The organism is Roseococcus sp. YIM B11640 (assembly GCF_049727625.1).
Classification (GTDB): Bacteria; Pseudomonadota; Alphaproteobacteria; order Acetobacterales; family Acetobacteraceae; genus Roseococcus.
Window position 1 is genome coordinate 167,913 of record NZ_JBBJOZ010000002.1, and the last position, 19,673, is coordinate 187,585.

Sequence of the window (19,673 nt, forward strand, 5' to 3'; positions counted from 1 at the left end):
ATGAGCACGATGATCGTATCCCCCCGCCAGCTTCTCATCGGCGGGGGCACGCTGTCCCGCCTGGGTGAGGTGCTGAAGCAGTTCGGCCTTTCCCGCCCGCTGGTCGTGACCGACCCGTGGATGGTGAGTTCCGGCACCGTCGAGAAATGCCTCGCGCCGCTCCGCGCGGCGGGCTTTGCGCCGGCCGTGTTCCACGAAACCGTGCCTGACCCGACCGACACGGTCGTCGCCGCCGGCGTGGCGGTGATGAAGGCCGGCGATTTCGACGTGCTGGTGGGCTTCGGCGGAGGCAGCCCGATGGACACGGCCAAGGCTATGGCGATCCTCGGCGCGGCGCCGGAGGGCACGCCCATGAGCCAGTTCAAGGTCCCCTACGCCGCCGACCAGGGCGCGCTTCCCGTCATCTGCGTGCCCACCACCGCCGGCACGGGCAGCGAGGCTACGCGCTTCACCGTCATCACCGATGTCGCCCGCGACGAGAAGATGCTGATCGCGGGGCTCGGCGCGTTGCCGCTGGCCGCCGTGGTCGATCATGAGCTGACCAAGACCGTCCCTGCCCGCACCAAGGCCGATACGGGCATCGACAGCCTGACCCATGCGCTGGAGGCCTATGTCAGCAAGCGGGCCAACCCGGTCTCCGACATGTTTGCCGAGCGCGCGATGCGCCTCATCGGCCCGAACCTCCGCCGGGTCTATCGCGATGCCGAGGACGCGGCGGCGCGCGAGGCGATGATGATGGGCGCGACGCTCGCGGGGCTCGCCTTCTCCAACGCGTCGGTCGCGCTGGTCCATGGCATGTCGCGCCCCATCGGCGCGCATTTCCACGTGCCGCACGGGCTCTCCAACGCGATGCTGCTGCCCGCCGTCACGGCTTTCGGCCTGAACCAGGCTCTGCCGCGCTACGCCGCCGCCGCCCGCTGCATCGGCGTGGCCGAGCCGGACGATGCGGACCAGCTCGCCGGAACCCGCCTGATGGAAGAGCTGCGCGCCCTGAACCGGGAGTTGGAGGTGCCGACGCCGCGCGCCTATGGCATCGGCGAGGACAAGTGGAACGGGCTGCTGCCGCTCATGGCCGAGCAGGCGCTGGCCTCAGGCAGCCCCGCCAACAATCCGCGCGTGCCCGATGCCACGCAGATCATGGCGCTCTACACCGAAGCCTACGGCTGAAACGCTTTCGGCGGCCTGCCTCGCCAACGTTCGTTCCAGGCCGGCAGCGCCCCGATGGGCAGCGGCCGGCCGATCCCGAAACCCTGAACCCGCGCGACGCCTAGGTGGCGGAGCTGGCGCATCTGCGCGGCGGTGGACACCCCTTCCGCCGTCATGGCGATCCCCTGCCGGGTGAGCCGGAGCACCAGCTGCCGGGCCCGAGCGGAACGCGGCAGCTTCATCACCAGGCTGCGGTCCAGCTTCACACCATGGAAGGGAAGGGAGAGCAGGCGCAGGCGGCTGTCGTCCAGCAGCAGGTCGTCCAGAAAAATCTGGTGGCCGCCCGCCGTCAGCCGCTGAAGCGACCGCGCGAGGCGTGAGCGGTCCGTCACCGGCATGGTTTCGGTAAGTTCGATGGCCAGCCGCCGGCGCGGGAGGCGTGCCCGCCGGATCTCGCGGCCGATCCAATCCGCGACATCCCGCTTCTCCAGTTCGGAGGCGGGCAGGTTCACGGAGACCGGGATATGCACCCGCGGGCCCATCCGTGCGAGGTCCCGCGCCGCGATGCGGGTCACGGCCGCGGCGAGCAGGCGGGAGAGGCCCATCTGCTCCATGGCCGGCACGAAGTTCATGGGCGTGAGCGCGACCGGCTCGCTGCGCCAGCGGGCCAGGGCCTCCACCATCACGAGACGGCGTGTCCGCGAATCGACGATGGGCTGATAGCGCAGCAGCAGCCGCTCGGAGTTCGTGCGATCCGGCACATCGTTGCGGCCGGGCATGCGCGGCTGGTGCGCGAGGTCGCGCGTGCCGGCCAGGACGCCGACGAGAAAGCCCCCGTCTTCCGACGACACGGTGTGCAGGTTCAACGCCGTGATGCGCGCGCGGGGCGAGGCCTCGGCCAGCGCGTCGATCAGCGGCTGCTCGATGGGAAGCGCGGTGTCCTCGATGAGGACGTGGACGAAATCCGCGAGGTTGGCGACCACCGCCTCCAGCACGTCGGACTGGGATCGCAGTACCAGAGGCTCGGGCCCGCCGAGGTGATCCACGGCGCGGATCACCGGCCCGATCAGCTGGGCGTCCTGCGCGATGACCAGGACACGGCCCCTCCCGGCTGCGCGCGCAGCGGGCTGGACGGTCCCGGACCCTTGGCGGGTCTCAAGACCGGTCAAGGGCCGGAACCATGATCATGGCGGCGAGCCTACACCTTTTCCACTTCGACTCAATCAGCGGATGGCGGTTTGGCCCTTGGGTGCCGCAGGTGCGGGTTCGCCGCGGCGCAGCGAATGGCGGCCGCTGAACAGCACGATCGGCGCCGCGATGAAGACCGAGGAGGAGGCCGAGACGACGATGCCGAAGACCATCACCCAGGCGAAGCCCGCCAGCGTGTCGCCGCCGAAGAGCGCCAGCGGCAGCGCGGAGAGCAGCAGCGTCATGGAGGTGCCGAGACTCCGGTTCAGCGTCTCGTTGATCGAGAGGTCCACCAGCTCCTGAAGCGGCATCGTCTTGAACTTGCGCAGGTTCTCTCGCATGCGGTCGAAGACCACGACCTTGTCGTTGGCCGAGAAGCCGATGACGGTGAGGATGGCCGCGATCGTCGTCAGATTGAACTCGATCTGGAAGAGCACCATGAAGCCGATGGTCTTCGTGGTGTCGAGGACCAGGGTGATGATGGCCGCGATGGCGAACTGCCACTCGAAGCGCACCCAGATGTAGATCAGCATCGCCAGCAGGCTGAGGCCGAGCGCCAGCAGGCCGCCGATGAAGAGCTCGTCGGAGACGCGGTTGCCGACCGCCTCCACGCGCATCACGCGAATGCCGGGGGAGGCCTGCTCCAGTGCCGCGCGGACGCGGCTGACGACAGGCTGGGTCTGCGCCTCCTCGGCCGGGGCAGGCAGGCGGACGAGCAGCGTGCTGTCGTCGCCGAACTGCTGCAGCCCGACATCGCCGAGGTTCAGCGCGCCGGTAGCGGCGCGCAGGCCATTGATGTCGGCGGGGCCCTGGGTGCGGACCTCCATGACGATGCCGCCCTTGAAGTCGATGCCCTTCTCCAGCCCGGGATAGAACGCACCGACCAGGGAGGCGGTGGACAGCACGCCGGAGACGATCAGGCCCATCACGGCGCCCCGCATGAAGCGGATCTTCGTGACGTCGGGGCAGATGCGGAACAGCGGGCGGGCCAGGCGCTGCAGGAAGGAGAGGCCCGGGCGCTCCAGCACCGGGAGCTCCTTCGGCTTCGTCCAGCGGTACCAGTAGACGACCATGAGGCGCGTCAGCACGGTGGCCGTCCACATCTGCACGATGGTGCCGATGGCGACCGTGACCGCGAAGCCCTTCACCGGGCCCGAGCCGAAGCCATAGAGGCAGGCCATGGCGATCAGGTTCGTCAGGTTCGAATCCATGATCGTGCCGGAGGCCTTGGTGTAGCCAGCCTCCAGCGCGCTGATGGGCGACCTGCCGACCTTCACCTCCTCGCGGATGCGTTCATTGATCAGGATGTTCGCGTCCAGCGCGGTGCCCAGCGTCAGCACCACGCCCGCGATGCCGGGCAGGGTCAGCGTCGCTTCGAGCAGCGAGAGGAAGGCGACCATCAGAATGATGTTCACTGCCAGCGCGATATTCGCGAACCAGCCGAAGAGGCCGTAGGCGAAGCCCATGTAGAGGAAGACGAAGGCCGCGCCGGCGGCGAGGCTGATCATGCCCGCGCGGATGGCATCGGCGCCGAGCTCGGGCCCGACCGTCCGTTCCTCGACGACGGTGAGCGGCGCGGGAAGGGCGCCGGCGCGCAGCAGCACCGCGAGGTCGTTCGCGCTGCGGACGTTGAAGTTGCCGCTGATCTGCCCGCGGCCGCCCGTGATGGGCTCGCGGATATTGGGGGCGGTGATCACCTTCTCGTCGAGGACGATGGCGAAGGGCCGGCCCACATTGGCGCGCGTGACCTCGCTGAAGCGGCGGGTGCCGACGCTGTTGAAGGTGAAGTTCACCACCCACTCGCCCGAGCGCGTGTCCTGCGCGGCGCGGGCGTCGGTGAGGTCGGCGCCGTCCACCTCCACGCGCCGGCGCACGGCATAGCGCTCGCCCGCCTGCTCCCCGCTGAGGAAGAGCACGCCCGGCGGCGGCGTGGGGGCCTGGAGGTTCGCGGTCTCGTCCAGGAGGTGGAACGTCATCCGGGCGGTGCGGCCCAGCAGGTCCTTGATGCGGCCCGGGTCCTCGACGCCGGGAAGCTGGACGAGGATGCGGTTCTGACCCTGGCGGGCGATCAGCGCCTCGGCCACGCCGGTCTCGTCGATGCGGCGGCGGACGATCTCGATGGATTGCTCGACGGCACTGGTGGCCTTGGCGCGCAGGCCCGCCTCGGTGACGGTGGCCGTGACGAGCCCGTCCGGCGTCGCCGCCACCTCGATGTCCGGCGCCTGGGCTCCGCCGCCGACGGTCACGGGATTGGCGAGCTCGCGCAGGATGCGGAGGGCGTTGTCGCGCTGCGCCGGGTCGGTGACGCGCAGGGACATGCGCCGCTGGTCGGGCTGCGTGGTGAGAGCGGTGTAGGCGATGCGGGGATTGGCCTGGACCATGCCGCGGCGCGCGCCCTCGACCAGGCCTTCCAGCCGCTCGCGCAGCAGGACGGTCGTATCGACCTCCAGCAGCAGGTAGGAGCCGCCGCGCAGATCGAGGCCGAGCGAGATCTGCCGAACCGGCACCCAGCTCGGGAAGGCCGAGCGCGGCAGGAGGTTGGGCAGGCTGACGAGCACGCCCAGCAGGCAAACCAGAAGAATGGCGGCTGTCTTCCAGCGCGCGAAATACATCATGAGGGAGAAATACCTCGACCAGCGATCCGGGCGGAACATGACGAGGGGGAGGGGGGGATGCAAGCCTCGCCCGGAAAGGAGTAGGGAAAGCCCATGAAATCTCCCAAGGTCGGCATCTTCGGCGCCGGGCATTTCGGCCGCTTCCACGCGCTCAAGCTCGGGAAATCAGGGCATCTTTCCGGCTTGCACGACCCGGATGCGGCCCGCGCGGCGCTGGTCGCGGGCGAGGCCGGCTGCGAGGTGCTGGGCGCCGAGGCCCTGCTGGCGGCATCGGATGCGGTGATCGTCGCGACTCCTACGCTCCATCATGCGCGCCTGGCCGATGCGGCCCTGCGTGCGGGCAAGCATGTCTTCGTGGAGAAGCCCATCACGGCGACGCTGGCGGAGGCCGACGGGCTCATCGCGCTCGCCGCCGAGCGAGGCCTGACGCTGATGGTCGGGCAGATCGAGCGCCATTCGGCGGCCATCCAGACGTTGCGGGAAAGCCTTTCCGGCCGGCGGCTGGTGGCGCTGGAGGCGACGAGGGTGGCGCCCTTCCGGCCGCGCAGCCTGGATGTCTCCGTGGTGCTGGACCTGATGATCCACGACCTGGACCTGATCCTCTCCCTAGTCCCGGCACCGCTGGCCGAGGTGCGGGCGGTGGGCGGCAGCGTCATGACCAAGCTGCCCGACTGGGCAGTGGCCCAGCTGCGCTTCGCCGACGGCACCCAGGCCCAGGTGACCGCGAGCCGCGTGGCCGTGGGGCTGGAGCGCAAGCTGCGGCTGCTCGGCCCCGAGGGGGAGATGCGGGTCGACTTCCTGGCCCGCAGCCTCGAATTCCTGGCTCCCGACGGCGAGGTCGAGGTGGAGAACATGCCCGGCTGGGGCCTGACCCGGCGAAGCTGGGTGGATCATGACAGCCTGGAAGCCGAGCAGGCCGCCTTCATGGCCGCGATCGGCGGCGGCGCCTACGAGGCGAATGGCGTCCAGGGCCGGGCGGCCCTGGACGCGGCGCTGCGCGTCGAAGCCGCCCTAGCGGCCTCGGCGTAGCAGCTTGCCCGGCAAGGCGCCGGTCGCCTTGCCGTTCCGGTAGGTCACGACGCCACGCTTGATGGTGGCGCGATACCCCCGCGCCCCCTGCATCAACCGCTTCCCGCCTGCCGGCAGGTCGTGGAGCATGCGGGGCTGTTCCAGCCCGAGCTCGTCCGTCGCGATCAGGTTGATGTCAGCCAGGTAGCCCGGGGCCAGCACGCCGCGGTCGTTCAACCCCATGGCGCGGGCGGTGTCGCTCGTCTGGCGACGGATCAGCTCCTCCAGCGAGAAGCCGTTCTTGGTCCAGTGCATCAGGACGAAGGTCGGGAAGCTGCCGTCGGAGATGAAGCCGACATGCGCCCCGCCATCCGAAAGCCCGATGATGGCATTGCGATGCCGGATGCATTCTGCTGACGCATCAAGGGTATAGTCCGCAAAGTTCGTGAGCGGTGCGAAGATGAAGTTGGCACCTTCGCCGTCGGCGAGGAAATCATAGACCACCTCTTCCGGCCTGCGGCCCTCGCGCTCGGCCTGAGCGCCGAAGCTCTTGTCGCGGGTGGGGGCGTAGTCGGGGGGATTTCCGAACGGAAACATCCGCTCCCAGCTCAATCTTGTGATGAGAGGGAAGTTGGAGCCCGCAACCCGGTCTTCCTGCAGCATTTTGGCCCGGCGTGCCGGATCGCGCATCGCGGCCGCGCGCTCGGCCGGCGGCAGGTGGCCGATCTCCTTGTAGGAAGGGCAGCCCGAGAAGGGATTCTGGCTACCGACCAGCCCGAGCAGGATGCCGATGGGCCGCGGCGGGAAGACCGGGCGGATGCTGAGCCCGTCATCGGCCGCCTTGTCGGAGAGGGCCAGCAGCTCCTTCCAGGCCTCGGTGCGGTCATGCCGTGCGGTCAGCGAGAACACCACAGGCCGGCCCGAGGCCTCCGAAACGCGGCGGACGATGGCGAATTCCGTGGCCGGGTCCGGCGTGTTCCAGTCGGAGACGATCTCCACCAGTCCGCCCCCGCCCTCAGTGAGCCCGTGGGCCAGGCCCGCCAGCTCCTCCTCCTGCGCCTTGAGCGTCGGCGTCGGATCGCCCGCCAGCGTCTTGTGGCTGATGGTGCGGCTGGTGCTGACACCGAAGGCGCCGGCCTTGACGGCCTCGGCGGTGAGGCGGCGCATCGCCTCGATCTCGGCCGGGGTGGCGTTCTCCAGCTCCAGCGCGCGCTCCCCCATCACATGCACGCGCAGCGCGCCGTGGGGCAGCAGGGCGCCGATGTCGATGTCGCGCTCCTTGCGATCCAGCGCGTCGAGGTATTCGGGGAAGCTTTCCCAGGACCAGTTCAGCCCCTCGTGCAGGACCGGGCCGGGGATATCCTCGACGCCTTCCATCAGGGCGATGAGCGTGTCGCGGTCCTCGGCGCGGCAGGGGGCGAAGCCCACGCCGCAATTGCCCATGAGGGCCGTGGTCACGCCATGGATCGCGGAGGGGGCGAGGTGGCTGTCCCACACGGCCTGCCCGTCATAATGCGTGTGAATATCGACGAAGCCCGGCGCGACCACGAGGCCGGTGGCGTCGATCTCCTCCCGCCCCTTGCCCTTGACCTCGCCCACCTGGACGATCTGCCCGTCCTGTATGGCGATATCCGCCCGGAAGCCCGGTGTTCCGGTTCCATCGATGACTTGTCCGCCGCGGATGACGAGATCGTGCTGGCTCATGACTTGGCTCCCCGGATGAGGCGGCCCGGCAGGGCCTCTGTGAATTCCCCGTGCCGCTGCGTGACTTGGCCGGAGAGGATGGTGGCAGCATAGCCCTTGGCACCCTGAACGAGCCGCTTGCCGCCCGCGGGCAGGTCGTAGCGCATGTTCGGACGCTCGATCGTCAAAGCTTCAAAATCAATGACATTGAGATCGGCTTTCTTGCCGACTTTCAGGACGCCGCGGTCGTGAAGCCCCAGCGCCGAGGCGTTGTCCGAGGACAGCCGCTTCACCACGAATTCGACAGGCAGCTTATTGCCGCGGGCGCGGTCGCGGGCCCAATGGGTCAGCATATGGGTCTGGGCGGAGGCGTCGCAGATATAGCCGACATGCGCCCCGCCATCGCCGAGGCCCATGAGCGTGTGCGGATGAGTGACCATCTCGCGGATCACGTCGAGGTTCCCGTAGGCGTAGTTCAGAAGCGGGCGGTTGAGGATAGCGCGGCCGCCTTCCTCCATCATCCAGTCGTAGCAGAGGTCCTCGGGGTCGCGGCCCTGGGCCCTGGCTTGCTCCAGCACGCTGGCCTCCGGCGGAGGCTCGTAGTCCGGCGTCAGCTTGTAGAGGCGGGCGTAGTTGTTGAGGCGGGCGCGCAGTGCCGGATCCTCAGTCTGCTCGGCCAGGATGCGCGCGCGACGGCCGGGGTCGCGCAGGGCCTCGACCCGCTCGGCGATGGGGAGATGCGCCACTTCCTGGTATCCGGCACGGGTCAGGAAGGGGTGCTGCGACAGCTCCCAGCCGAACATGAGCCCGACCGGCCGGCCCATCACCTGGCCGGTGATGGGGATGCCCTCGGCATTGGCCTCGCTGACCTTGTCCAGTATCCAGCGCCAGAATTCCGGGCGGGATTCGCGCTGTAGCAGCGAGAAGGTCATGGGCCGCCTGGCGATGCGGGCGATCCGCATCAGCCGCTCCCACTCTTCCTCCGCCGGGTCGTCGAAGTCGGAGATCAGCTGCATCCAGCCGCCGCCGAGCCCGCCCGCGATCTCCGCGAGCTCGATCTCGGCCGCACCCAGGGTCGGCGTGGGCTCGCCCGCCAGCGTCTTGTGGGCGATGGCGCGGGAGGTGGAGAAGCCCAGGGCGCCCGCCGCGATGCCCTCGCGGGCCAGGCGGGCCATCTCGGCGCGGTCCTCGGCCGTGGCGGGCTCGCGCTCGAAACCGCGGCGGCCCATGACATGGACGCGGAGCGCAGCGTGCGGCACCTGCGTGGCGATGTCCATATCGTAGGGGCGGCTGTCCAGCGCGTTCAGATAGTCGGGGAAGCTTTCCCAGTTCCAGGGCAGGCCCTCGGTCAGAACCACCTCGGGCAGGTCCTCCACCCCTTCCATCAGCTTCACCAGCATGTCGCGGCTATCCGGCCGGCAAGGGGCGAAGCCCACGCCGCAATTGCCCAGCAGCGCCGTCGTTACGCCGTGCAGCGAGGATGAGAGGATGCGCGAGGTCCAGGTGACCTGCGCGTCGTAATGCGTGTGGATGTCCACGAAACCGGGCGTGACAAGGTGTCCGCGGGCATCGATCTCCTCCGTCCCGCGGGGGACGGAGAGGTTGCGGCCCATCGCCGCGATGCGCGCGCCGTCGAGCGCGATATCGGCCTCATAAGGCGCGGCGCCGGTCCCATCCACGACGGTTCCGCCGCGGATGATCAGGCTGGGATCTGCCATTGGACATTCTTCCTCGATTTGTCCGGATGATGGCATGGCATGTACGGGAGGGCGAGAGGGGCGGACGCAACTCCATGGAATGTCACGGCGTTCGGTGATATCCCATAGTGGATAAGGATTGTTGGGCTTGTGGCGCCTCCTCATCATCGGCTTCTCGGCGCTCTCGGCCCTTTTGGTGTCGGCCGTCGTCGCCGCGTGGTTCGCGCTGCCGGGCGTCGAGCTCGCCTCCTACGCTTCGCCCTATCTCACCCGGGCGGCCGGACGCCGCGTGGAGGTGGAAAGCCTGCGGATCACGCCCGGGCTGACGCTGAGCATCGCCATGCGCGGCGTGAAGCTCGCCAACATCGAAGGCGGGAGCCGGCCCGAGATGCTGGAGGTAGCGGCCCTTTCCGCCGAGGTGGAGCTGCTGCCGCTGGTGCTGCGCGGCGAGGCCGTCGTGCATGGCGCGGCGGTCGAGGGCATGTCCCTGCTGCTGGAGCGCGCACCCGGCCGTCGCAGAAACTGGCGCCTCGGCGGGGAGGACCCGGTGGCGCCTGGCCCCTCGGGGCCGCAGCCGGAATCGCGACGGGACTTTCCCTATGTTCCCCGCGTCACCATGACCCGCAGCGAGGTGCTGGTTCGCACCAGCAGCGGCAGGACGCTGCGCATCGGCCTCGATGACGTCTCACTGGAAACCGGGGGGTCCGACCAGCCCGTGCAGCTGAACGCACAGGGCGCCTACAACCGGATTCCCCTGCGGCTGGAGACCCGTCTCGGCAGCTTCGAGCAACTCTGGGACTGGGAAAAGCCGTTTCCCTTCGACCTGACGGCCCAAAGTCGGGACACGACCCTCCGCCTGCGCGGCACCGCCACCGACCCCCTCAATTTCGACGGGATCTCAGGGCATCTGAGCTTCCACGCGCCGGACCCGCAGGGCCTGCTGGCCATCGGCGAGATCGAGGGGCGGCTTCATGCGCCGGTTCGCCTGGAGGGCGATTTCCAGCGCGAGGGCGACCTGTGGCGCCTGCGCCGCGTCACCGGTGAACTGGCGAACGAGAAGGTCGCCGGCGATCTCCTGGAGCTGCGCGAGGGAGGAAGCGGCCAGCCCGACCGCCTCGTCGCGCACCTCGGCTTCGAGGCGCTCGACCTCAACCGCATCCTGGGCGGGCCTGAGCGGGGCGGCGACAACACGGATATCGACCTGCGGCGCTTCGTCAGCCCCACGCCCGACCCGTTGATCGAGGCACGGCTTACGGCGGGGAGCCTCGCTTATGGCGATCTGCGGGCCACGGCCGTGCGCCTGCAGGCCGCGACGACCGCTGACCGCGTGGTGGTGGACGAGCTCGAGATGCGGGCCTTCGGAGCGCGCATCACCGCCGCGGGACAGATCGAGACCCGGCCAGGCGATCAGGTCGCGGTGACGGCGGGCGTCCGCCTGCGGGAGGGTGACCTCGACACGCTGCGCCGCGCCTTCGGACTGCGGTCGCTGCCGCTTTCCGGGCGCGTGGAGGCCATCGCGGCGGCGACGGGGCAGGGCCAGACCCTGAACGGCATCTCCAGCACGGCCGATATCTCGGCGGTGGTTTCCATGCCGCAGGGGATGATCGACCGCCAGGTGATCGAGCTCGCCTCGACCGACATCCGGGCGCTCTTTCGCACGGCGAGCGGCCGGACGCCGATTTCCTGCCTGCTGGGCGTCGTGCATATCCGGGCCGGCCGGGGCGAGCTGTCGCCTTTGCGTATCCAGGCCGGGACCGGCTCGGTCGGCGGCATGGCGACGTTCGACCTGAACCGCCGCACGCTGGACGCGGTGATCGGCAGCCAGCGCGACACCACGAGCTTCTGGGCACTCGATGTGCCTATGCAGATCAGCGGCAGCTTCGCGAACCCGAGCATCCGGCCCGCGCAATGGTCCGCGGATGGGCGCGCGCGGCTCGCGGCAGCCGACAACGTGGCCGCCGTGCCCGCGGAGCTGAGGGATTCGCTCCGTGGCAACCGCTGCTTCCATGGTGGGGCGGTGGCTACGCCGCCCGCACCAGCACGTGCTTCTTCCGCCCCGCCGAGAGCTTCGCAGCCCCGTCGCGCAAATCGTCGGCAGTCACGGCCCGCTGCGCGTCGCTGACCGTGTCGTCGTTGAGGCGGATGCCGTTCTGCGCCACCAGGCGCCGGGCCTCCCCCTTGCTGGCGGCGAGGCCGGCGCTGACCAGGAGGTCGGCCAGCGTCGCGGGCAGGGCGGCGGTAATGGTGGGCAGCGTCTCGGCGGCCGCGCCCTGCTCGAAGGCGAGGCGGGCCGTCTCGGCGGCCTGGTCGGCGGCGGCGCGGCCATGCAGCAGCGCGGTCGCCTCGGTGGCGAGGATCTTCTTGGCCTCGTTCACCTCGGACCCCTGGAGCGCACCCAGGCGGCGGACCTCGTCCATCGGCAGCTCGGTGAAGAGGGCGAGGAATCGTCCCACATCGGCATCCTCGGCGTTGCGCCAGAACTGCCAGTAGTCGTAGGGCGAGACACGGTCGGCGTTCAGCCACACGGCACCCGCGGCCGTCTTGCCCATCTTGGCGCCGGAAGCCGTGGTGATGAGCGGTACGGTGAGACCGAAGGCCTCCTTCTGGTCCATGCGGCGCAGCAGGTCGACGCCGAGCACGATGTTGCCCCACTGGTCGCTGCCGCCCATTTGCAGCGTCACGCCCTGGCGGCGGTTCAGCTCCACGAAGTCGTAGCTCTGCAGCAGCATGTAGTTGAATTCGATGAAGGTCAGCGGCTGATCGCGCTCCAGGCGCAGGCGCACGCTGTCCATGGTCAGCATGCGGTTCACACTGAAGTGCCGTCCGACCTCGCGCAGGAACGGGATGTAGCGCAGCTGGTCCAGCCACTCGGCATTGTCGAGCATGATGGCCGTGCCGGGCTTGTCGCCGAAGGTCAGCAGATTGTCGAAGGCGCGCAGGATGCTGCGCTTGTTCTCCTCGATCCGCTCCTCGGTCAGGATCATGCGCGTCTCGTCGCGGCCGGACGGATCGCCGATCTTGGTCGTTCCGCCGCCCATGAGGACGACCGGTCGGTTGCCCGTGGTGGCCAGCCAGCGCAGCAGCATGATGGGCACGAGATGGCCGACATGAAGGCTGTCGGCCGTGGCGTCGAAGCCGATATAGGCGGCGACGGGACCCTCGGCGAAACGCGCGGTCAGCCCCGCCTCGTCCGTGACCTGGTTGATGAAGCCGCGTTCGCGGACGATCTCGATGAAGTTTCGCGCAGACATGCCGTAGGACCCGATTGGCGTAAGGGCGTGCGGCGTAGCACAATCCGCCGATGTTGAGAATCGTGGGCCTGATGAGCGGAACCTCGCTCGACGGGGTGGACGCCGCATGGGTGGAGACGGATGGGGAGCGCGTGGGCCAGCTGGGCCCGGCGTTGACGGTTCCCTATGAGCCTGCGCTCCGTCGCGACCTGCGGCGCCTGCTGGAACTGGCGCCCAACCTTTCGGCCGACGACCCCTTCCTGCTCGACTGCACGGGGCGCCTCACGGACCGCCATGCGGCGGCTGTGGCGCGCGTGGCGGTGGAGGCCGCCCGGGCCGGGCTCCCGGAAGCCGAGCTGATCGGCTTCCACGGCCAGACCATCCTGCACCGCCCCATCCGGCCGGGCGATGGCGCGAATGCCCGGGGCTACACCTGGCAGATCGGCGACGCGCAGCTGCTGGCGCGAAGCACCGGACTTTCCGTGGCCTATGACTTCCGCACGGCAGACGTGGCGGCGGGCGGGCAGGGGGCACCGCTGGTGCCCATTGCCCATGCCGCGCTGGCCGCGGGGCTTCCGAAGCCGCTTGCGGTGCTGAACCTGGGTGGGGTCGGGAACGTCACCTATCTGGGCGCCGACGGCGAGCTGATGGCCTTCGACACGGGCCCGGCCAATGGCCCCCTCGACGATTGGGCCAAGCGCTCGCTGGGGCGCGACTATGACAAGAACGGGCATCTGGCCCTGGCGGGCCACGCGGATGGCGCCGTGCTCGGCCGGCTGATGGGCCACCCCTATCTGGCGCAGGAGCCGCCCAAGTCGCTGGACCGGCTCGATTTCGACCGCGCGTTGCGCGAGGCCGGCGCCCAGGCGCTCTCGCCCCAGGATGGCGCGGCCACCCTGGTGGCCTTCGCCGCCGTCTGCGTGGCGGCGGCCGCGCGCCATTTCCCAGAACCGCCGCTGCAATGGCTGGTCGCGGGCGGCGGAAGGCGGAACCCGGCGATGATGCGGGCACTGCAAGCTACGCTGAGCGAGCCGGTGCGGCCCGTGGAGGTCGCGGGCTGGAACGGCGATGCGCTGGAGGCGCAGTGCTTCGCCATCCTGGCCGCGCGCACGGCGCGGGGCCTGCCGATCAGCTTCCCGGGCACGACCGGCGCGCCCCGCGAGATGCGCGGCGGCCAGATCCTGGGCGGGTTGCTCTAGACGCCCGAATTCGGGGCGTCGCACATGTAGCGCGACAGGTGGTAGGGCCGCGACGCGAGGCCGGAGCAGAAGCTCGCCACAACCGGCTCCAGCAGCTCGAACAGCGCCTTCTGCTGGGCGTTCGCAGCCTCCAGCCGGTCCCGCGCGGCCTCCGCCTCGTCCACCAGCTTCGCGAGGTCGATGAGCGTGTGGCGGCCGTCGCGATAGACGAAGCGCCCGCCGATCATCACATGCCGCACGCCGGTCGAATCCTCGGCGTGGACCAGCTGGTTCATCGTGGAGTTGTGCGGCATCCAGTGCGGCTTCACGAGATCGAGGAAGACGATGTCGGCCTTCATCCCCGGCGCGATCGCGCCCAGGTCGTCGAAGCCCGCCGCCCGCGCCGAGCCGAGCGTGCCCGCGCGATAGACCTGCTCGGCCGTCGCCCAGTTCTGCGGCACCGGCGTCTGCACGTGAGAGGTGAAGGCGGCGAGGCGCATCGCCTCGTACATGTTGCAATTGTCGCCGCTGGTCACGCCATCCGTGCCGAGCCCGACATTCACACCGAGATCCAGCGCCCGCTTCAGCCGGAACATGCCGTTGCCGAGCTTCATGTTGGAGGCCGGGTTGTGCGCAATGGACGCGCCCCGGTCCGCCAGCAGCTTCAGATCCTCATCGTCCAGCCAGACGCCGTGCGCGACCGTGAATTGCGGCCCGATGAGGCCGAGGCTGTCCATGTGCTGTGTCAGCGTGCGGCCGTAGGTGGACATGCCGACGACGGCCTGGACCTTGCTCTCGGCCACATGGCTGTGCAGGCCCACGCCGTATTCCCGCGCGAGGTCCCGGCAGCCGCAGAGGAATTCCCGCGTGCAGTGATGCGGGATGGTCGGCGCCACGGCGAAGCGGATGTCCTCGGCGTTCCAGCGCCAGTGCTTCAGCGCCTGGGCCATGACGGCGAGCGTCTCCTGCGCGGGGCGCAGGCGGATCTTCTCCGCCTCGCGGCGCAGATTGTCCGGGAGCGCGTCGAGCAGGCCGGGAATGGCCTCGTAGAGCGAGCGGTCGGCGACCATGGGCGCCACCACCGCGCGCATGCCCACGGCCGAATAGGCATCGGCCACGGCGTCCAGCCCCTCGACAGTCGGGGTGGGCACCTCGGTCGTCAGGTCATAGGCGCAGGTGCAGCCCTTCGCGACCATCTCGGCCGCGCAGAGCAGGGTAGAGAGGCGCTTGTCGGCCAGGCTGCGGCTGCCGCCCACCCAGGGCGCCGAGGCCAGCAGCGTCTCCAGCGACCAGCGGTCGCCCTGGCCGCGGCCCAGGCCGCCATGGCCATGGACATGGGCGTTCACCAGCCCCGGATGCAGCAGGCAGCCGGAAGCATCCACGACCGCGGTGCCTTCGGGCGCGGCCAGGCTCTCGCCCACCTCCCGGATGATGCCGTCCTGGATCAGGATCTCGGCCGGGGCCGCGCGGCGAAGCTCCGGGTCGGCGACGCGGCCGCCCCGGATGATCTGCCAACCGGGTTCCGCCTTCGCCATGGATCAGAACTCCGGAACGAGCTCGAGCTGGTCGATGACCCATTCGCCGTTCTCGCCTGGCTTCACGTGAAGCGGCAGGGCGTTGGGCGTGCGGACATTGGCGGGCAGCCCCGCCTCGTAGCGGAAGGCGCGCCAGAGCGCCCCGTGCGCCACCACCAGGACGGGCGCCTGCAGCGCCGTCGCACGGTTGATGGCGCTGACGGCGCGGGCCCGGAGCGCGGAGAAAGTCTCGGCGCCCACGGGCGTGTAGGTGCCGGCGATCCAGTCGTCGTACCAGTCGCCCATCGGCTTGCCTTCCTGCTCGCCGAATTCGACCTCGCGCAGCTCGTCATCGACGATGACGCCGAGCTTCAGCTGCTCGGCCACCATCTCGGCCGTGTCCTTGGCGCGGCTGAGCGGCGAGCAGACGATCGTCTTGATGGGCACCACGCTCAGCGTCTTCGCCGCGCGCCTGGCTTGCATGATCCCGACATGGTTCAGCGGGATGTCGGTATTGCCCTGGCTCAGCCCCTCGGCGTTCCAGTCGGTCTCCCCATGGCGGAGGAACCAGAAGGGGATGGGATTGAGTCTCATGCGGAGAACCCTTCAGCCTCGAGCGTTGCGGCGAGCGCGGGCAGGGCGAAGAGCCGCCTGCGGTGCGCCATCAGACTATCCGGAGGGGCCACGCCCAGGAACCCCGCGAAAATGGTGAGCAGGACGATGGTGCAGTCGGCGGCCGTGGGGGCCTGGCCGACCGCCCAGTCGCGGCCCTCGAGTTGGGTGTCGAGATAGGCCAGCGCCTCCTCGACACGGATCAGCGCCATGCGCTGGATCTCGCCCTCGGCCGGGGCGGGCCCGAAGCGATGCGGCGCGAAGCCTGGCTGGAAGCCGCGCGGGATCTGCCAGCAGCACCAGGCCATGAACTCGGCCACGCGCCAGCGCGCCACGCGCTCCTGCGGGATCAGCCCGCTTTCTGGCGCCATCTCCCCCAGCGCCAGCAGGATCGCGGGCGTCTCGGTGACGACCGTTCCGTCGTCGAGCACCAGCGCGGGCACCTGACCCTTCGGATTGACGGCCAGGTATGCCGGCTTCCGGCCCTCGCCCTTCCGCAGCCCGATCTCCCGGACCTCCGCGCGCAGCCCCGAGAGCGCGAGGCCGAACCTCGCCGCCATGCTGGAGCTGCGCGTGGAGACGTAGAGGATCAAGCGGCGAGCAGGCCTTCGTCCTTCATCGCCTTGGCGATGGCGGGACGGGCCAGCAGGCGCTCGTAATAGGCGGCGACGTTCTTGGGCAGGTCGAGCTTCATCCGCTCCTTCGCCCAGAAGATGACGTAGAAGGGCGCGGCGTCGCCGAAGCTGAAGCTGTCGCCGGCCATGTACTGCTTGCCCTCGATCGCCTTGTCGAGCCAGGCGAGGCCCTTCAGGTACATCTCCTTGCCCTTCTCCTTCACGGCCTCGTGGTCGCCGGCGGAGGGGGCGTAGTTCTCGGGACGGAACATGCGGGAGAAGGCCTGCATGTGCAGCGTGGCGACACAGTAGTCAGTCACCTCGATGGCGCGAGCCTGGTCCTCGGCGGTCGCGGGCATCAGCTTCGCGGCCGGGAACTTGGCGGCGATCCAATAGGCGATGGCCGGGAACTCGGTGACGACCGAGCCATCGTCGCGCACCAGCGTCGGCACCTTGGACTTGGAGTTGATCGAGGTGAATTCCGGCTTGAACTGCGCGCCTTCGCGGATCTTGAGCCACTCGGCCTCATAGGGCTGGCCGCTTTCCTCGAGCAGGGCGTGAATGCCGAGCGAGCAGGCGCCGGGGGCGTAATAGAGCTTCATGGACTTTTCTCCCTGTGTGGACGTGTCAGACGGCTTCGCGCGCGAGGGCGCGCTGGACGGCGGGGCGGGCCTTCATGGCCGCGAGATGCTTCGCGAGCCTGGGCGGCAGCGTCATTCCCGCGCGGCCGGCCGCCCAGTTCTCGAGGAAGAAGAGCGCCGCGTCCGCGACGGAGTAGCCCGAGGCCAGCAGCCACGGATCGCCCGCGAGGCGGCTGTCCACCAGCGCCAGGTATTCCTCGGCCGCGGCCTTGCCCTGGGCGATCACCCGCGGCTGGTCGGCCTCGTCCTTCGCGAAGCGGTCGGCGCGGAACTGGCGGGTGAAGCCCTGCGGGTGAACGGTGCCGCAGAGGTAGTCCATCCACTCCATCGCGCGCGCCTCGCCGTCGAGATCGGCCGGGATGAGGGCGGCTTGGGGGTTGGAGCGGGCGAGCCACCAGGCGATGACAGGGAATTCCGTCAGCACGGTGCCGTCGTCGCGCATCAGCGCGGGCACCTTCGCCTTGGGATTGATGGCCAGGTATTCGGGTTTGCGGTTCGAGCCGTCGCGCGTCGAGACCCGCACGGGCTCGAACGGCCGGCCCAGCTCTTCCAGAATCACATGGATGCCGACCGAGCAGGCGCCGGGCGAATAGAAGAGCTTCATGGTGTCCCTGTTCAGCAGAACAGCGACGAGACCGACCTCTCCTCGCTGATTCGGCGCATAGCTTCCGCCAGAAGCGGGGCGATGGGAAGCTGGCGGATATTCGTCGCCTCCTGCACCGCCTGGGTCGCCGCGATGCTGTCGGTGACGATCATCGACTCGATGGGCGCCTTCTCGACCCGCGCCACCGCGCCGCCGGAGAAGACGCCGTGCGTGACGTACACGCTGGCCGACTTCGCGCCGTTCTTCATCAGCGCCTCGGCCGCGTTGCAGTGCGTGCCGCCGCTGTCGATGATGTCGTCCACGATGATGCAGTCACGGCCCTCGACGTCACCGATCACGTTCATGACTTCGGAGACGCCGGCGCGGGGACGGCGCTTGTCGATGATGGCGAGGTCGCTGTGGATCTGCTGCGCGATCGCCCGCGCACGCACCACGCCGCCCACGTCGGGACTTACTACCATCAGGTCCCGCCCGGCGAAGCGGCTCTGGATATCGCGGGCGAAGAGGGGCGCGGCGTAGAGGTTGTCGACGGGAATGTCGAAGAAGCCCTGGATCTGGCCGGCGTGCAGATCCATCGTCAGCACGCGGTCGGCACCCGCCTGGGTGATGAGGTTCGCGACCAGCTTCGCCGAGATGGGCGAGCGCGGGCTGCTCTTCCGGTCCTGCCGGGCGTAGCCGAAATAGGGCATCACGGCGGTCACGCGGCGGGCCGAGGAACGGCGCAGCGCGTCCAGCGTGATGAGCAGCTCCATCAGGTTGTCATTGGCCGGATAGCTCGTGGACTGGATCACGAAGACATCCTCGCCGCGGATGTTCTCGTGGATCTCCACGAAGACCTCCATATCCGCGAAGCGGCGGACCGAGGCATTGGTCAGCGGCAGGCCGAGCTTGTCTGCCACCGCCTTTGCCAGGGGCAGGTTGCTGTTGCACGCGACGATCTTCATCGGGCCATGTCACCCCTGGTTGCCGGACGCGGCAGCGAATAGCCGCCGCGCCGGGATGTGTAAACTTGCCCGTCCCGCGAAATCAGCCTGAGCCCGCGGGTGGAAGGGTGTTCGCGTTGTTGATGATGGTCTCGACGCCGCCCGCCGCCTCCTGGGCGGCGACGTAGGCGACATCGCCCCAGAAGCGGTTGAGGCTGCCCAGCGGAACCTCGTTGATCTGCACCACGCGGCCGAGCTCATGCCCGTCCCGCCGGGACACGATCCATTGGATTTCCACGCGGTTGGTACCCGGGGAGCCCGGCACGACGGCGACTTCTGCCGTGACCCCATAGGCCGCGCCTTCGGCGATGTCCTGCACGACATAGCCCTTGGTGCCCAGGAATTCCCGCATGCGGTTGCCGAGCGCGAGGTTGCCGTCGCCCGGCGCGCCGCGGACAGGCATGAGCCGGACGCGGGACGGACCTGCCTGAAGTGCGGCCGGCGTGGCCGAGGCACGGGCGGCCTGCACCGAGAGCAGCGCCTGCGTCACGCGCGGCGCCGCCTGGGCGGCGACGGAACGTAGCAGCTCGGGCGAGCCCTCGGCCCAGGCGGCGGTCGGGATGGCCGTGCCCTGGAAGGCGGTCTGCGAACGGCCGTCGGCGTTCAGGATCTCGAAGCGTGGCTGGACGGTGCTGCCCGTGTTGCTGGCCGTGATCTGCAGCCGCCAGTCGAGCGGCTGGGGCGTGGTCGTGGCCACGGCGGGCACGTCCACGGCCTGCAGCGCCTCGGCCAGAGCATTCGCGAAGACGTCGGCGCCCTCGTTACTCAGCAAGGCCTCTGCCGGCGGCGGCACGGCGAGGCGCACGGCGAGCGGGATGGCCAGAACGCGCGACATGCCCCCAGGCCGGCCCCAATGCGGCGTGATGTCCGCGCACGCGCCCAGTGCCAGCAGCAGGACCAGGCTCAGCCTAGCCCAGGACACAGGAAGCCATCGCGCCCAGGAGGAGCAGCAGCAGGAAG

Annotated in this window: 16 protein-coding genes; 4 read left to right on the forward strand and 12 right to left on the reverse strand. The window is 69.5% G+C overall.

Features of this window, described 5'->3' with window-relative positions; genetic code table 11:
• Window positions 1-1,167, forward strand: coding sequence for an iron-containing alcohol dehydrogenase (locus WJM96_RS08250; RefSeq protein ID WP_424811992.1), 1,167 nt, complete (start codon window positions 1-3; stop codon window positions 1,165-1,167).
• Here the strand turns inward: WJM96_RS08250 and WJM96_RS08255 are convergent.
• Window positions 1,158-2,315, reverse strand: a complete 1,158-nt coding sequence (locus tag WJM96_RS08255) for an EAL domain-containing protein (RefSeq protein ID WP_424811993.1) — start codon at window positions 2,313-2,315, stop codon at window positions 1,158-1,160. The genes WJM96_RS08250 and WJM96_RS08255 overlap by 10 nt on opposite strands.
• Window positions 2,316-2,369: 54 nt before the next feature.
• Complete coding sequence (secD, locus tag WJM96_RS08260; protein ID WP_424813083.1) at window positions 2,370-4,949, reverse strand: protein translocase subunit SecD; 2,580 nt, start codon at window positions 4,947-4,949, stop codon at window positions 2,370-2,372.
• A 93-nt stretch (window positions 4,950-5,042) separates the two neighbouring features.
• On the opposite strand from secD, the gene WJM96_RS08265 reads away from it, so the two are divergent.
• Complete coding sequence (locus tag WJM96_RS08265) at window positions 5,043-5,978, forward strand: Gfo/Idh/MocA family oxidoreductase (protein WP_424811994.1); 936 nt, start codon at window positions 5,043-5,045, stop codon at window positions 5,976-5,978.
• On the opposite strand, the gene WJM96_RS08270 is transcribed toward WJM96_RS08265, so the two are convergent.
• Together WJM96_RS08270 and WJM96_RS08275 are read right to left on the reverse strand one after the other, a co-directional pair.
• Window positions 5,961-7,661 carry an N-acyl-D-amino-acid deacylase family protein gene (locus tag WJM96_RS08270; protein WP_424811995.1) on the reverse strand — a complete coding sequence of 567 codons (1,701 nt, stop codon included), beginning with the start codon at window positions 7,659-7,661 and terminating at the stop codon, window positions 5,961-5,963. The genes WJM96_RS08265 and WJM96_RS08270 overlap by 18 nt on opposite strands.
• Window positions 7,658-9,358, reverse strand: coding sequence for an N-acyl-D-amino-acid deacylase family protein (locus WJM96_RS08275; protein ID WP_424811996.1), 1,701 nt, complete (start codon window positions 9,356-9,358; stop codon window positions 7,658-7,660). Before WJM96_RS08275 ends, WJM96_RS08270 begins: the two co-directional genes overlap by 4 nt.
• Window positions 9,359-9,485: 127 nt before the next feature.
• Between WJM96_RS08275 and WJM96_RS08280 the strand changes: the two genes are divergently transcribed.
• Window positions 9,486-11,459 carry an AsmA family protein gene (locus tag WJM96_RS08280; RefSeq protein ID WP_424811997.1) on the forward strand — a complete coding sequence of 658 codons (1,974 nt, stop codon included), beginning with the start codon at window positions 9,486-9,488 and terminating at the stop codon, window positions 11,457-11,459.
• Here WJM96_RS08280 and tyrS read toward each other — a convergent pair.
• Window positions 11,359-12,588 (reverse strand): tyrosine--tRNA ligase, encoded by a 1,230-nt coding sequence (tyrS, locus tag WJM96_RS08285; RefSeq protein ID WP_424811998.1) that lies wholly within the window; start codon window positions 12,586-12,588, stop codon window positions 11,359-11,361. The two genes, WJM96_RS08280 and tyrS, sit on opposite strands and share 101 nt — an antisense overlap.
• A gap of 53 nt (window positions 12,589-12,641) precedes the next feature.
• Here tyrS and WJM96_RS08290 point away from each other — a divergent pair, with 53 nt between their 5' ends.
• Window positions 12,642-13,766, forward strand: a complete 1,125-nt coding sequence (locus tag WJM96_RS08290) for an anhydro-N-acetylmuramic acid kinase (RefSeq protein ID WP_424813084.1) — start codon at window positions 12,642-12,644, stop codon at window positions 13,764-13,766.
• On the opposite strand, the gene WJM96_RS08295 is transcribed toward WJM96_RS08290, so the two are convergent.
• The 7 genes from WJM96_RS08295 to WJM96_RS08325 form a co-directional block, all read right to left on the reverse strand.
• Window positions 13,763-15,280: an amidohydrolase family protein gene (locus WJM96_RS08295; RefSeq protein WP_424811999.1), complete on the reverse strand. Its 1,518-nt coding sequence runs from the start codon at window positions 15,278-15,280 to the stop codon at window positions 13,763-13,765. The two genes, WJM96_RS08290 and WJM96_RS08295, sit on opposite strands and share 4 nt — an antisense overlap.
• A gap of 3 nt (window positions 15,281-15,283) precedes the next feature.
• Entirely contained in the window at window positions 15,284-15,853 is a 570-nt protein-coding gene (locus WJM96_RS08300) for a histidine phosphatase family protein (RefSeq protein ID WP_424812000.1), read from the reverse strand.
• A complete protein-coding gene (locus tag WJM96_RS08305) occupies window positions 15,850-16,464 on the reverse strand; it encodes a glutathione S-transferase family protein (protein ID WP_424812001.1) in 615 nt (204 codons plus the stop codon). Before WJM96_RS08305 ends, WJM96_RS08300 begins: the two co-directional genes overlap by 4 nt.
• On the reverse strand, window positions 16,461-17,087 hold the full coding sequence (locus WJM96_RS08310; RefSeq protein WP_424812002.1) for a glutathione S-transferase family protein: 627 nt from the start codon (window positions 17,085-17,087) through the stop codon (window positions 16,461-16,463). The genes WJM96_RS08305 and WJM96_RS08310 overlap by 4 nt, the downstream gene beginning before the upstream one ends.
• 25 nt (window positions 17,088-17,112) lie before the next feature.
• Window positions 17,113-17,730 (reverse strand): glutathione S-transferase family protein, encoded by a 618-nt coding sequence (locus WJM96_RS08315; RefSeq protein WP_424812003.1) that lies wholly within the window; start codon window positions 17,728-17,730, stop codon window positions 17,113-17,115.
• A gap of 11 nt (window positions 17,731-17,741) precedes the next feature.
• A complete protein-coding gene (locus WJM96_RS08320; protein ID WP_424812004.1) occupies window positions 17,742-18,674 on the reverse strand; it encodes a ribose-phosphate pyrophosphokinase in 933 nt (310 codons plus the stop codon).
• Window positions 18,675-18,756: 82 nt separating this feature from the next.
• A complete protein-coding gene (locus WJM96_RS08325) occupies window positions 18,757-19,635 on the reverse strand; it encodes a hypothetical protein (protein WP_424812005.1) in 879 nt (292 codons plus the stop codon).
• Between the last annotated feature and the right edge of the window lie 38 nt (window positions 19,636-19,673).